Genomic DNA, 14,008 nt, shown 5'->3' with positions numbered 1-14,008 from the left:
ATTTTGAATCTTATTTGATTAAGATGCTTTTGAATTTTGCAATGTTTTTAAGAGCCATTCCTGTACCGCGAACAACAGCTCTCAAAGGATCTTCAGCAATATAAACTGGTAAATCTGTTTTTTGGGAGATACGTTTGTCAAGACCTCTTAACATAGATCCTCCACCAGCTAAATAGATACCCGTATTGTAGATATCTGCCGCTAACTCAGGGGGAGTCTGAGATAATGTTTCCATTACCGCATCTTCAATACGCTGAATAGATTTGTCTAATGCTTTTGCAATTTCACGGTAAGAAACATCTACTTGTTTTGGTTTACCAGTAAGCAAATCTCTACCTTGAACTGACATGTCTTCTGGCGGACCATCTAAATCTTCGATTGCCGCACCAATTTGAATTTTAATTTTTTCGGCAGTACTTTCTCCAACAAATAAGTTGTGCTGTGTACGCATGTAATACACGATATCGTTTGTGAAAACGTCACCTGCGATTTTTACAGATTTGTCACATACAATTCCGCCTAATGCGATAACAGCAATTTCTGTTGTACCACCTCCGATATCGACAATCATGTTTCCTTTTGGTTGCATAATGTCAATACCAATACCAATTGCCGCCGCCATTGGTTCATGAATCAAATAAACTTCTTTTCCGTTTACTCTCTCACAAGATTCCTTCACCGCTCTCATCTCCACTTCAGTAATACCAGAAGGAATACATACAACCATACGTAAAGCTGGAGTAAACATTCTTTTTTTCAATGCAGGAATACTTTTAATGAACATATTGATCATTTTTTCCGAAGCATCAAAATCAGCGATTACACCATCTTTCAAAGGCCTTATAGTTTTGATGTTTTCATGTGTTTTACCTTGCATCATGTTGGCTTCTTTACCAACAGCAATGATTTTGCCTGATACTCTATCACGTGCAACGATAGATGGACTATCAATGACAACTTTATCATTATGAATGATTAAAGTGTTTGCGGTTCCAAGGTCTATCGCAATATCCTCGGTCATGAAATCAAAAAATCCCATAAGTTTTTTAGGGGTTTAAAATGTTATAAATTATTTATCGAACAAAGTTAAACAAATTAATGTTTAAAATGACGAGTTCCTGTAAATACCATTGCAAGATTATTTTCATTGCAATAATTTATACTTAATTCGTCTTTTATCGAACCTCCTGGCTGAATTACAGCAGTTATTCCTGCTTTTTTAGCTAATTCTACACAATCCGGAAATGGGAAAAATGCATCACTTGCCATCGAAGCTCCATTTAGATCAAATCCAAAAGCTTTTGCTTTGTCAACTGCTTGAATTAAAGCGTCAACTCTTGAAGTCTGACCTGTACCTGATGAAATCAATGTTCCGTTTTTAGCAAATACAATTGTGTTTGATTTTGTATTCTTGCAGATTTTAGAAGCAAAGATCAAATCTTCGATTTCTTGAGCAGTAGGTTCTGTAATGGTAACGGTTTTTAAATGCTCTTTATTATCCGTAATATTATTTCTGTCCTGAATTAACAATCCGTTAAGACAAGTTCTTACTTGACGAGCTGGTAATTCAACGTCGTTTTGTACTAATATGATTCTGTTTTTCTTCTCTTGTAAAACTGTAACTGCCTCATCATCATACGTTGGAGCGATTACAACTTCACAGAATAGTTTGTTGATTTCCTGTGCAGTTTCCAAATCAATTTTTGTATTAGAAATTAACACTCCTCCAAAAGCTGAAGTAGGATCACAAGCCAAAGCTGCTAAATAAGCTTCGCTGATCGTTTTTCTTGAAGCCAATCCGCAAGCGTTGTTATGTTTTAAAATGGCGAACGTAGGTCCGTCATTCTTAAATTCGGCAATTAAATTTACCGCAGCATCAACATCTAGTAAATTGTTGTATGATAATTCTTTTCCGTGAAGTTTTTTGAACATTGCATCAAAATCTCCGAAGAAAAATCCTTTTTGGTGAGGATTTTCACCATATCTTAAAACTTGACCATTTGCAATGCTTTCTTTGTAAATAGTCTCGTCTGTATTGAAATAGTTAAAAATAGCTCCATCATAATGAGATGAAACATGAAATGCTTTAGTAGCAAACAATCTTCTGTTTTCTAGAGTTGTTGCTCCGTCTTGCTCAGTAATCAAATCCAAAAGTAAGCTGTACTCGTTAACAGAAGCAACAATTACAGTGTCTTTGAAATTTTTTGCACCAGCACGAATTAATGAAATACCCCCGATATCAATTTTTTCAATAATATCTTGTTCGCTAGCTCCAGAAGCAACAGTTTTTTCAAAAGGATACAAATCAACAATTACTAAATCGATTTGAGGAATATCAAATTCCTTCATTTGCTGCACATCGCTTTCGTTGTCTTGACGATTCAAGATACCACCAAAAATTTTTGGATGTAGAGTTTTTACTCTTCCGCCAAGAATTTCTGGGAAAGAAGTAATGTCTTCAACAGGAACTACTGGAATGCCAAGGTTTTTGATGAAATCTTCAGTTCCTCCAGTTGAATAAAGTGTTACATTTTGCTCGTGTAATTTTCTAACAATTGGTTCTAATCCATCTTTAGAAAAAACAGAAATTAATGCCGATTGTATTTTTTTAGTTGTGCTCATTGTGTAGTTATGATTTTGAGACTGCAAAAGTAGTTTTTTTATATATTATATTAAAAAAAATTAGTGTAACAAAATGCTAAAAAAATCTACTGATGAGTAAGTTAACTTTTATTAGGTTTTTGAATTTAAATTATTGAATTTTACTTTATTGAAAAATACAAAAATATGATCGTTTATCTAAGATTATTAAAAGAAAGTCTGAGCTTTGCCATCAATGCTTTGCGAAATAATAAATTACGCACTCTGTTGTCGCTTTTAGGTGTTACGATTGGTATTTTTTCGATTATCGCTGTTTTGGCTGCCGTTGACTCTTTAGATAAAAAAATCTCTAAAGATTTGAGCAGCTTAGATAAAAATACAATTTATTTAATGAAATATTGCTTTGGGCCATCTGAAATTCCGCAATGGAAGAGAGAGCAGTTTCCAAATGTAAAATATGACGAGTACATTGGCCTAAAAAACTCAATGAATAATACTGATCAAGTCGGATACCAGCTTTTTGTAAACAGGGAAAGTTTAAAATACGATTCTAAAACAGTCAGCGATGTAAATATTATTCCGTCGTCAAGCGAAATGGTTGATATTGATGGGTTGAGTTTTGATAAAGGAAGATTTTATAATGAATCTGAATCGAATTCTGGAACTCCTGTTATTGTTCTTGGATATGATATCGCTGAAGGACTTTTTGGATCAAGCGATCCAATCGGGAAAAATATTCGTCTATATGGGCAACGTTTCACCGTAATTGGTGTAATTGCCAAACAAGGAGCCGGTTTTTTTGGAGACAGCAATGATACTTCGGTTTATCTTCCTGCTAATTTTTTAAGAAGAATGTATGGAGATAGCGATTCTATGACTCCAGTTATTGTGTTGAAACCAGTGAAAGGTGTCGATATGGATGCTTATAAAGCAGAAATTGCGCAAAAACTACGAGCAATTCGCGGAATGAAAGCGGGAGAAATGGATAATTTCTTTATCAATGTCCTTTCTGGATTTACCGATTTTATTGATGGAATTTTAGGTCAGATGAATTTTGTCGGCTGGATCATCAGCGGATTTTCTCTTCTGGTTGGAGGTTTCGGAATTGCCAATATTATGTTTGTTTCGGTTAAAGAAAGAACAAATCTTATCGGAATTCAAAAATCATTAGGAGCAAAAAATAAATTTATCTTATTCCAATTTTTGTTTGAAGCTATCATTCTGTCAGTTATTGGTGGAATCATTGGGCTTCTGATGGTTTGGGGAATTGCACTTGTTTTGACAAAAATGCTAGATTTTGAATTTGTTTTAAGTCTTGGAAATATTATTTTAGGAACAAGTTTGGCAGCCTTTATTGGACTAATTTCTGGTATCCTTCCAGCAGTTTCGGCGGCAAATTTAGATCCTGTTGAAGCTATTCGAACTGGAATGTAAATGTTGCTTTTGTATTATTTTACTGTAAATTTTGATGGCTCGAAATAATTAGATATTTTTGATAGAACCAAGAACTAAATCCTTAACACAATGAGCTTTAATCTTAGATCTGTCGATACTGTTGAGTCTATTTCTAGAGAAGATTTCAAGAAGAATTATTTGGATAAAAAAAAGCCCTTGATTATAAAAGGACTCACAAATGATTGGCCTGCAAAGGAGAAATGGTCGACAGAATATTTTAAGGAGATTGCTGGTGATATTGAGGTAAAATTAGTCGATAATTCTAAAGCAGATCCTTCAAAAGTAATTAATGCTTCTATTGCCACTATGAAATTTGGCGATTACTTGGATCTCATAAAAAGAGAGCCTACACAATTGCGTATCTTTTTCTTCAATCTTTTCAAGCATAGACCAGAATTGGTTAATGATGTAAAAGTCCCAAAAGAATTAATGGGAGGCTTTATAGAAAGTATGCCAGCCATGTTTTTTGGAGGTTCTAAAGCCGTTACATTTTTGCATTACGATATAGATTTGCCTCATCTTTTTCATACCCATTTTGGAGGGAGAAAGCACATCATATTGTTTGATTATAAATGGAAAAAAAGACTCTATTGCATTCCTAATACTACTTATGCTTTAGAAGACTATGATGTTGCTAATCCTGATTTTGAAAAATTCCCAGCTCTAAAAGGAGTAGAAGGATATGAAGTTTTCTTGGAACATGGCGATACTTTATTCATGCCAACGGGAATGTGGCATTGGATGCGTTATATAGATGGTTCTTTTTCTCTTACGCTTCGAGCGTGGGACGCATCTTGGTCTCGAAAAATAGCCAGCGTTTGGAGTTTATTTATGCACGGAGCAGTAGATAGTGGTATAAAAGTAGTTTTTAGAGAACGTTATGCTGTATGGCGTGAGAAACTGGCTTTTAAAATTGCTGAGAAAGAATTAAAGAAGGATTTGAGAAAGGCTAGCTAAGAAAAATTCCTTAGGAGAAATATTGGTAGCAACGGAATTTATTCCGTTGAATGTTTGATATGTCCATGTTTAATATAAAAAAATCCCAAGAAATAATTTCTTGGGATTTTCTATTTTAAATAGTTTTAAAACTATTTTCTAATATCATTATTTTGAATCAAATCGATATATAAGTTGATCTTATCTTTCAATTCTTTTCTTGGCGTGATAAAGTCTAAGAAACCGTGCTCTAATAAGAACTCAGCAGTTTGGAAACCTTCTGGCAAATCTTTTCCTGTAGTGTCACGTACAACACGTGGACCAGCAAAACCAATCAAAGCGCCTGGCTCAGAGATGTTGATGTCTCCTAACATAGCGTAAGATGCAGTTGTTCCTCCTGTTGTCGGGTCTGTACAAAGAGAGATGTAGGGTAATTTAGCTTCAGCTAATTGAGCTAATTTTACAGAAGTTTTTGCTAATTGCATTAAAGAATAAGCAGCTTCCATCATACGAGCTCCACCAGATTTAGAAATCATTACAAAAGGAAGTTTGTTTTTAATGGCGTGATCAATACCTCTCGCGATTTTCTCACCCACAACAGCTCCCATAGATCCACCGATGAATGCAAAATCCATACAGCAGATTACAAGTTCTCTTCCTTTAGATTTTCCAACTCCCGTACGTACAGCGTCTTTAAGATGAGTTTTTTCCATTACGTCTTTCAATCTGTCTGCATATTTCTTTGTATCAACAAAGTGCAAAGGATCTTTAGAAGTCATGTTTTTATCTAACTCAACAAATTCGTTGTTGTCGAATAAAATTTCAAAATAGGTTGCGCTTCCAATTCGAACATGAAAATCATCTTCAGGGCTAACGAACAAATTTCTCGCCAATTCGTCAGCATCAATAATTTTTCCAGTAGGAGATTTGTACCACAATCCTTTCGGAACGTCCATCTTATCTTCAGTAGCGGTCGTAATCCCTTTTTCTTGTCTTTTAAACCAAGCCATTTTTTTAATTTTAGAATGTAGATTTTAAATTTTAGATTTTTCAATCTGAATTCAAAATTTAAATTTCAGGCTTCATTAGAAATCTGAAATCTAAATTCAAAAATCTAAAATTTAAAGTGTGTTTACGTTATTTAAATCAGCAAAAGCTTGTTCAAGTCTCGCGTTGAATGTCACTTCGCTTTCACGAACCCATTTTCTTGGATCGTAGTATTTTTTGTTTGGAGCATCTGGACCTTCTGGGTTACCAATTTGAGTTTTTAAGTACTCAATATTGTTTACCATATAATCACGGATTCCTTCAGTGTATGCAAATTGTAAATCTGTATCAATGTTCATTTTGATAACTCCGTAACCGATAGCTTCTCTAATTTCTTCAAGTGTAGAGCCTGAACCTCCGTGGAAAACGAAATCAACTGGGTTGTGTCCAGTGTTGAATTTGCTTTGTACGAAATCTTGAGAATTTTTTAAGATTTTTGGAGTTAATTTTACGTTTCCTGGTTTGTAAACACCGTGAACGTTTCCGAAAGCAGCAGCAATTGTAAATTTAGGGCTTACTTTAGATAATTCTTCGTAAGCGTAAGCTACTTCTTCTGGTTGAGTGTATAATTTTGAGCTATCTACGTCTGAGTTGTCAACGCCATCTTCTTCACCACCTGTAATACCAAGCTCGATTTCCAATGTCATTCCCATTTTGCTCATTCTAGCTAAATATTCTTTGCAGATTTCGATGTTCTCTTCGATTGGCTCCTCAGACAAATCGATCATGTGAGAACTGAATAATGGTTTTCCTGTTTCTGCGAAGTGTTTTTCAGAAGCATCTAATAAACCATCGATCCAAGGTAAAAGTTTTTTTGCACAGTGGTCAGTGTGTAAGATTACAGTTGCACCGTAAGCTTCTGCCAAAGTATGAATATGTTTTGCTCCTGCGATTCCTCCCGCGATTGCTGCTTTTTCACCTGCATTTGATAATCCTTTTCCAGCGTTGAATTGCGCTCCACCGTTAGAAAATTGAATGATAACTGGCGCGTTAAGTTTCGCTGCAGTTTCAAGAACTCCATTAATTGTGCTTGATCCAGTAACGTTTACTGCTGGAAGAGCAAAACCCTTCTCTTTCGCATAATTAAAGATCTCTTGTACTTGATCTCCTGTAGCTACTCCTGGTTTAATGTTGTGTGCCATTTTAATTTTTTTTATAGTTGTTTTTAGTTTTTAGGTTGCAAAAATAAGAATTAATTAGCATTAGAACGGATAATTTATACCAAAATTTAAAACCGAGTGTCCAAAATTGTATTCTTTAAACCATCGGTCTCCCTTCTCATGTGCCGGATTATAAGTCTTAAAGCCTAAATCTAAACGTATCACAAAAAAGCTCAAATCGTATCTCAAACCAAATCCTGTTCCTAAAGCAATTTCTTCTAAATCGTTTAAGTTGTCAAATCTTGCTTTTGGATCTATCACATTATCGAGCACATTCCAGATATTTCCGGCGTCTGCAAAGAGAGCTCCTTTCACATCTCCAAAAATTTTGAAACGAAATTCTGCGCTAGCGGCAAATTTCATATTAGCCTCGTTAAAGTCGTTTACGGCATTGGTGCTTCCAGGTCCTAAAGCATAAGGTTGCCAAGCTCTGTTGTCATTGGAACCTCCGCCATAATAACTTCGCGAAAACGGAATGTAGTTTGAATTTCCAAACGGAATTGCAATTCCAAAGAAACTTCTAACTGCCAAAACTTTCTCTTTTCCAAAATCCCAGTGTTTGATATAGTCAAATTCGGTTTTTATATATTCTGAATATTCTAGATTAAAAATCTCGTAGTTTCCTTTAGAATTCTTAGGTAAATTTCCAATCTCTGAAATAGCTGATAATAAAGTTCCTGCCGATTCAATTTTAGTTCTAAACTGATAGAAATTATTGTCGGCCAGATCTTTTTTGGTTGTTTTGGTAAAAGAAAAACTGGTTGCCAGAATAAAATCATTTTCGGTCAAACGAACTCTTCTTTCTTCAATGCTTTCAACTTCCTGATATTGCGAATTGCCTGGAGTCAAGGCTGTTTTTCCAGTCAATACATCATTTGTAAAACCAGTGGTTCCTTGGGGTATCGTAAGATCTTTTCGAGCTTGTTCCTCAGGTGTATCTCCCCAGTTGTTGACATTGGTATTGTAATCTTTCCCGATATAATTTAAATCATCATAAGAAGAAGTGTATACATTAAAGTAATTGTCTGGATTTAAATTACGGACAAACTGTGCATTCAACAATTCGAATTTTGCTGTATTATGACGTTTTGGTGTCCAGTTGTACGAGATACCTCCTGTAAAGTTTTCTTTGTCCAAACCAATATTTCGCTGCTTGGAAAAACCAGAAGTAATAGAGGTGTAGGGAATCATGCTTTTAGGAATGATTTTTTCTGTTCCAAAAGGGAGTAGAATTCTCGGAAAGTTCAATTTCATATCCAGACCATATTCAGAAACATTAAAGAAATTATTGTTCGGATTGGCCATATCTCTAGATGATCCCACATTTAAACGGGCAGAAATTTCAAGGGTCTCAGCGCGGTTAAATACATTTCGAATAGTTTCCGAAACACTGGCTCCAATTCCAAAGTCCTGAATGTTAGAATGCGTTAAGTCAAGAGTGGCTCCAAAACTGTATTTTTTTCTCGGAGTCAAATAAACATTGGCAATAAGAGATTGAGCTGTAGAATCTCTTTTGTCCACTTCATATTGTATTGACGGATAGTTGAAAATCCTTAAGTTATTCAAATATCGAGACGAAAGAGTTGTTCTAAAATCAGCAAAAGTACTTCCTTTTGTGATGAAAATCGCATCGGTAATCGCACGCGGTTTATATTTTAAAGTCTTGTAGCTATATAAATTAAAGTTGTTGTACGTTACACTATCTGTTGGTTTTTTCTTGGCATTTGCAGCAGAATAATCAGTGTAAATGTTTACATCGCTAATTTTATACAATTTAAAAGGCTCTGTACGGCTTGAATCTCTTTCTTGAATGGTATTATTGTTTATGATTAAAGTCACATCAGCTTTTGCTTTTTTGCCAATGGTATCAATATCAAAAGTTACATAGGTTGGCTGAAAGTAGTAAGCGCCGTGATTTCTAAAGTAGGTTGTGATGCGGTTTTTTTCTTCTTCAAAATCTGTGGTTTTGTATTGATTTCCAGATTTTAATAAAGAGGGCTCGTTATTAGTTCTGTATAATGAATCTAATGCAGGAGTCATTATTTTGGTTCTAATAGTATCTAACTTGTAAGCCGGTCCTGTGGTAATGTTATAATTAATGGCAGCTCTCTTTTTTCCAACCGTATCAATAGTATAATCGGTTTGAACATTAAAAAAACCATTATTGAAATAATAGTATTTTAATCGAAGCAATGATTTTTTAGTTTTAGAAGTATCAATTATTACTGGCGGTTCACCAGTGCTTTTTAGAAATTCATGAATTCCTTTATAATAGAAAGATTGCCCTAGACGGTCCACTTGTTTTGCAGAAAATATCTTAGACATACGCTCATATTTTCCTGGATTGTTTTTAAATTTTGCCTGATAAGTAGAATCTGGATTTAAATTGGCTAAATTGTATAAATTTAATCGAAGTTTATAGCCTAATAATTTACCATTTGGTTTTTGGTACATCTGATTTGAAGCTATCTCATCGTTTGTCGATTTTCCGTTAACTAGAATATTATTTTTTACAAGAAGGTTTTTTCCATCGGGAACTCTTTTTACGGCATTACAAGCGCAAATTAATATTGCAATTAGAAGAAATGCTATTATTTTTGTGGAATTATTTTTCAAGTGTTTTTTAATATTTAATTCAAAAGTACATTATTTTATGGTTAGTAAAAACCAAATAAAACTAATATCAGGCTTGCATCAAAAAAAGCAGCGTTTTGCTAATCAATTATTTTTTGCTGAAGGAGTAAAAGTAATTCAAGAATTGCTGCAATCCAATTTTGAATTAGAACATTTATACACCACGTTGAATGATTTTCAAACGGTTCATGCATCAAAACGCACTCTTATTAATGAACAAGAACTGAAAAAAATAAGTGCTTTGTCGACTCCAAATTCTTGTTTGGCAGTTTTTAAAATTCCAGCCGAAAAAGAAATAATCGATTCAGGCTTGATTTTAGCTTTAGACGACATTAGAGACCCAGGAAATCTAGGCACTATTTTACGTCTATGCGATTGGTTTGGCATTAAGCAGATTATCTGTTCTAAAGAAACAGTGGATATATATAATCCGAAAGTGGTACAAGCTACAATGGGATCTATTACCAGAGTAAATGTAAACTATGTTGATTTAAAACTTTTTCTTGCTCAAACTAAACTGCCGGTTTTTGGAACTTTTATGGACGGAGAAAATATTTACCAATCAAAACTGCCTCAGGACGGAATCATTATTATGGGTAATGAAGCCAACGGAATTTCAGAAGAGATTGAAAAAATCATAACCAGCCGTCTCACAATTCCTAGATTTGGAGAGCTACAAAAAACGGAAAGTCTAAATGTAGCTACTGCAACAGCAATTATTCTTAGTGAATTTAAACGAAATAGTTGAGATTTTGTTTTAATGAAAAGTGAAATTTATTAAAAGTGCTCTAGATTTCATCGAATCAATGTTTCCTGTCCATGGACTGTCTGGAGTATTATCTCTAATAAGCTCATCCGTTATGCCGAACATTCCTCTAACAGAAGGAGAGAAAATAAAGTATTCTGTAAAAATATCAATTCCTAAACCTAATTCATAAGCGGCTGTCCATTGTTTTACTCTAAATTTTTGCTCGAAGTTGTCGTCTTTAGATTTGGAGTTACTCGATAAATTTAAAGTTGTAGACATTCCGCCAACTAAATAAGGACGTATGTTTCCTGTACGTTTAGCAGAAAATTTCAATAATAAAGGAAAGTGAATATAAGTGCTGTTTACTTCTCTTAAATAATCACTTTCTTTGTTGCTTATGCCTGGGAAATAAAGATCACGTTTCGTATAATACAAACCTGGTTCAAAACGCAGATTAATATATTCCTGAAGCCTTAAATCAGCCACAACCCCTACGTTAAAACCAGTTGTTTTTTTAACTTGAATATCTTCCTGCACAGGAGTTTTGTAATCAAATTTAAAGTCAAAACTATTAAAGCCTAAATAATAGCCAAAGTAGATACGCTGCTTTTGCCAGTTTTCAAGATTAATAATAGGATCTTTGCTAAACATATTTTTAGCAAATTGCGAATGTCCTTTTGTCGTTAAGACCAATAAAAATAAGATTACAACTTTTTTCATACTATTTTTTAGATGCAGAATAAATTGTTGCGACACCAAAAGTTTGAGGCATTGCCACAACATCTATAAACCCAGTTTTTCTTAAAATATTGTTTAAGGCCTCTCCATAAGGAAAAGCAGCAGCCGATTCAGACAAATAGCCATAAGCGTCATTATCTTTAGAAAACAATTTTCCGATTAATGGAAGTATGTTTTTGCTGTAGAAATTGTAGCCTTGTTTATAAGGGAATTTATCTGGGACAGAAGTTTCTAATATAACAAATACACCATTTGGTTTTAAAACTCTTAAGATTTCTGCAAAACCTTTTTCTAGGTTTTCAAAATTTCTTACGCCAAAACCAACTGTGATCGCATCGAAATAATTGTCTTCAAACGGCATGTTTTCAGAATCGCCTAAAACTAGTTCAATGACATTTGAAAGTTTCTTTTCTTCCACTTTCTTTTTTCCTACTTCTAGCATTCCGGCAGAAATATCTAGTCCAATAATTTTTTCAGCATTAGTTTGCGCAAGCAAAATGGCCAAGTCGCCAGTTCCAGTTGCGATATCAAGAATAACTTTTGGTTTTTTGTCTGATACTATTTTTAATACTTTTTTACGCCATTTAACATCGATTCCAAAAGAAATTACACGATTCAAATTGTCGTAATTCCCAGAAATGGTATCAAACATTTGGGTTACTTGCTCTTTTTTACCTAAAGAAGAGTCTTTATACGGAGTTATTTTTTCAGACATTTTTTTTATTTAGGCAAATATAAACAATCTAGTTTAACTGTAATTGAGTTTTTTAATTGTAAAATAAATGTTTTGGAAGATTTATTTTAAAACTGATTATAGAGGTTTTTTGCCATCCCTAAATCTTGGTATTTTGCCAAAATCCCTAAATCTTGGTATTGTCTAATAGCGCTATTATGAGCAACTTTGTTCAAGTAAAAATGATTAAAGTTTTAATGATTGATACTGTCGCTATGACTTAAACAGATGATTACTTTTTTTGTGCTGGTAATTCATTTGTTCATGAAAGAGTTTTGTAAGTATTGTTCTTGGGGGGAAATACTATATTTAAGCGCAAAGTACGTTCTTAGGATTAAATTTGTTTTTGGAAATTTTAATTTTCTGCCTTTAATATCTTAGTGGTATTTGTTATTAGAGGCGTTTGAGACTTAGGTCTCAAATAACATTAAATGTTATTCAGTTTTACAAATGTTTCTCGACATTTGTGATTTTTTTAAACAAAAATTTTTTCTTGAGCAAGTCAAGCTTCAAAAATCAATTATTTAAAAACATCCTCCCTAAAAAGAGGATGTTTTTTATTTATTTCCTAATGTAAGTTTCGTAAGTATAATCATAAAGGTGTTTTTCATCTTTATAATTTTCTTCAGATTCTACCAAAACCCATTCGCTTTTATTGATTTTAGGAAAAAAAGCATCTGCATCAAAAGAATGATGAACTTTGGTCAATTCAATAATATCAGTAAATGGAAGAGCAAGATTGTAAATTTCACCACCGCCTATAACATAACTGTCATCGTTTTCAGGACACAGGGCGATCGCTTTTTCAATGCTATCAACTACAATGCATCCTTCTGGTTTATAATTTTCTTGACGAGAAATTACAATATGAACACGGTCTGGTAGCGGTTTCGGAAAACTTTCAAAGGTTTTTCTTCCCATAATGATATGATGGCCAGTAGTAAGCGATTTAAATCTTTTAAAATCATTTGGCAAATGCCATACTAATTCATTGTTTTTTCCAAGCGCATTATTTTCGGCCGCAGCCGCTATCATTATAATCATGGTATGCTTAACTAAATTTTATTTTCATTCTCTTCGTTGATAGAAGATTCAAGTTGACTGATTCTTTTTTGCTGTAAAGCAACTAATCGGTCGATTTGTTCTCTTTCCCATTTTTTATTCATAAAACGGTCGGTTATGTACACTTTTATAAAATGAAGAATAAAAAGGAAAAGCCAGATGGTAATACCCCAGATACACCAATTTTGGTTTGTGCCTTGTCCGAAACCAAAAAATCTATTGGCAATAAATAAAAATAAGCTTCCAAACAGGAAAAGTACAAAATGAAAATATAAGACCTTTTTTTGTCTTAATCGGCGTCTAGCATATTCGTATTGTTCGTGCACTTCTTTTTCCATAAGATAAAAATGAGATTATAAAGTTAAAATTTATTTTCGAAAGACAATATTTTGGGTATATAATATTTGCTTTTTAATGACTCAATAATTTGAAAAACAAAATTTTAACTGCTTTAAATTACCAATAAAGCGAAAAAAATATGCTGTTTTTGGCATTATCATAAATCGGCTCTGACGGTAGTTAGTGTTTCGTTGAATTTAACTAATTTTAGGTGTATAAATCTAAAAACGAAATAGTTATGTCTTTGAAAAAACAATTTATCAAAACGAAGCCGGTTGTTAAAGTTACATTTTCAATAGATGCCAAAGATGCTGATTCGGCAGCGGTGGTTGGAGATTTTAATAACTGGAATGCCTCAGAAGGAACTTTAAGCAAGTTGAAAAATGGAACGTTTAAAGCAACTTACGATTTGGTGAAAGATGCGATTTACGAATTTAAGTATGTAATCGACGGAACTTATGTTAATGATCCTGAAGCCGATTTTTACAAATGGAATGACTATGCCGGGAGTGAAAATGGAGTTTTAGTTGTATAAAAAAATCCGCTTAAATTTTT

At 33.6% G+C, this 14,008-nt stretch carries 13 protein-coding genes; 4 read left to right on the top strand and 9 right to left on the bottom strand.

The annotated features are described in order from the left end of the window. Positions 1 to 10 precede the first annotated feature (10 nt). Entirely contained in the window at positions 11 to 1,039 is a 1,029-nt protein-coding gene (locus BB050_RS05705) for a rod shape-determining protein (protein ID WP_008466528.1), read from the bottom strand. A gap of 56 nt (positions 1,040 to 1,095) precedes the next feature. Further along, complete coding sequence (gene purH, locus BB050_RS05700; protein ID WP_066032914.1) at positions 1,096 to 2,622, bottom strand: bifunctional phosphoribosylaminoimidazolecarboxamide formyltransferase/IMP cyclohydrolase; 1,527 nt, start codon at positions 2,620 to 2,622, stop codon at positions 1,096 to 1,098. 165 nt (positions 2,623 to 2,787) lie between these two features. Between purH and BB050_RS05695 the strand changes: the two genes are divergently transcribed. Then, positions 2,788 to 4,035: an ABC transporter permease gene (locus tag BB050_RS05695; RefSeq protein WP_066032913.1), complete on the top strand. Its 1,248-nt coding sequence runs from the start codon at positions 2,788 to 2,790 to the stop codon at positions 4,033 to 4,035. Positions 4,036 to 4,125: 90 nt separating this feature from the next. Beyond that, positions 4,126 to 5,013 carry a cupin-like domain-containing protein gene (locus BB050_RS05690; RefSeq protein WP_066032912.1) on the top strand — a complete coding sequence of 296 codons (888 nt, stop codon included), beginning with the start codon at positions 4,126 to 4,128 and terminating at the stop codon, positions 5,011 to 5,013. A gap of 131 nt (positions 5,014 to 5,144) precedes the next feature. On the opposite strand, the gene accD is transcribed toward BB050_RS05690, so the two are convergent. The 3 genes from accD to tamL all read right to left on the bottom strand — a co-directional run bounded on the left by accD (position 5,145) and on the right by tamL (position 9,815). Then, complete coding sequence (gene accD, locus BB050_RS05685; RefSeq protein ID WP_008466538.1) at positions 5,145 to 6,002, bottom strand: acetyl-CoA carboxylase, carboxyltransferase subunit beta; 858 nt, start codon at positions 6,000 to 6,002, stop codon at positions 5,145 to 5,147. Positions 6,003 to 6,113: 111 nt separating this feature from the next. Beyond that, on the bottom strand, positions 6,114 to 7,181 hold the full coding sequence (gene fbaA / locus BB050_RS05680; RefSeq protein WP_008466540.1) for a class II fructose-bisphosphate aldolase: 1,068 nt from the start codon (positions 7,179 to 7,181) through the stop codon (positions 6,114 to 6,116). A gap of 60 nt (positions 7,182 to 7,241) precedes the next feature. Further along, positions 7,242 to 9,815: a translocation and assembly module lipoprotein TamL gene (tamL, locus tag BB050_RS05675; RefSeq protein ID WP_008466542.1), complete on the bottom strand. Its 2,574-nt coding sequence runs from the start codon at positions 9,813 to 9,815 to the stop codon at positions 7,242 to 7,244. Between the two features lie 37 nt (positions 9,816 to 9,852). Between tamL and BB050_RS05670 the strand changes: the two genes are divergently transcribed. Then, positions 9,853 to 10,581: an RNA methyltransferase gene (locus tag BB050_RS05670; RefSeq protein WP_066032911.1), complete on the top strand. Its 729-nt coding sequence runs from the start codon at positions 9,853 to 9,855 to the stop codon at positions 10,579 to 10,581. A gap of 9 nt (positions 10,582 to 10,590) precedes the next feature. On the opposite strand, the gene porT is transcribed toward BB050_RS05670, so the two are convergent. The 4 genes from porT to BB050_RS05650 form a co-directional block, all read right to left on the bottom strand. Next, positions 10,591 to 11,301 carry a type IX secretion/gliding motility protein PorT/SprT gene (porT, locus tag BB050_RS05665; RefSeq protein WP_008466547.1) on the bottom strand — a complete coding sequence of 237 codons (711 nt, stop codon included), beginning with the start codon at positions 11,299 to 11,301 and terminating at the stop codon, positions 10,591 to 10,593. Between the two features lies 1 nt (position 11,302). Beyond that, positions 11,303 to 12,034 carry a bifunctional demethylmenaquinone methyltransferase/2-methoxy-6-polyprenyl-1,4-benzoquinol methylase UbiE gene (ubiE, locus tag BB050_RS05660; RefSeq protein WP_008466549.1) on the bottom strand — a complete coding sequence of 244 codons (732 nt, stop codon included), beginning with the start codon at positions 12,032 to 12,034 and terminating at the stop codon, positions 11,303 to 11,305. Positions 12,035 to 12,613: 579 nt separating this feature from the next. Then, a complete protein-coding gene (locus BB050_RS05655; protein ID WP_066032910.1) occupies positions 12,614 to 13,096 on the bottom strand; it encodes a dihydrofolate reductase in 483 nt (160 codons plus the stop codon). Between the two features lie 11 nt (positions 13,097 to 13,107). Beyond that, on the bottom strand, positions 13,108 to 13,452 hold the full coding sequence (locus BB050_RS05650) for a 2TM domain-containing protein (RefSeq protein ID WP_066032909.1): 345 nt from the start codon (positions 13,450 to 13,452) through the stop codon (positions 13,108 to 13,110). A 239-nt stretch (positions 13,453 to 13,691) separates the two neighbouring features. Between BB050_RS05650 and BB050_RS05645 the strand changes: the two genes are divergently transcribed. Further along, positions 13,692 to 13,988 (top strand): isoamylase early set domain-containing protein, encoded by a 297-nt coding sequence (locus BB050_RS05645; RefSeq protein WP_008466554.1) that lies wholly within the window; start codon positions 13,692 to 13,694, stop codon positions 13,986 to 13,988. Positions 13,989 to 14,008 lie beyond the last annotated feature (20 nt).

Origin of the sequence: Flavobacterium anhuiense (genome assembly GCF_001705175.1) — a bacterium.
Lineage (GTDB): Bacteria > Bacteroidota > Bacteroidia > Flavobacteriales > Flavobacteriaceae > Flavobacterium > Flavobacterium anhuiense.
The sequence above is the reverse complement of the archived record's forward strand: the minus strand, read 5'-3'. Positions and strand labels throughout refer to the sequence as shown.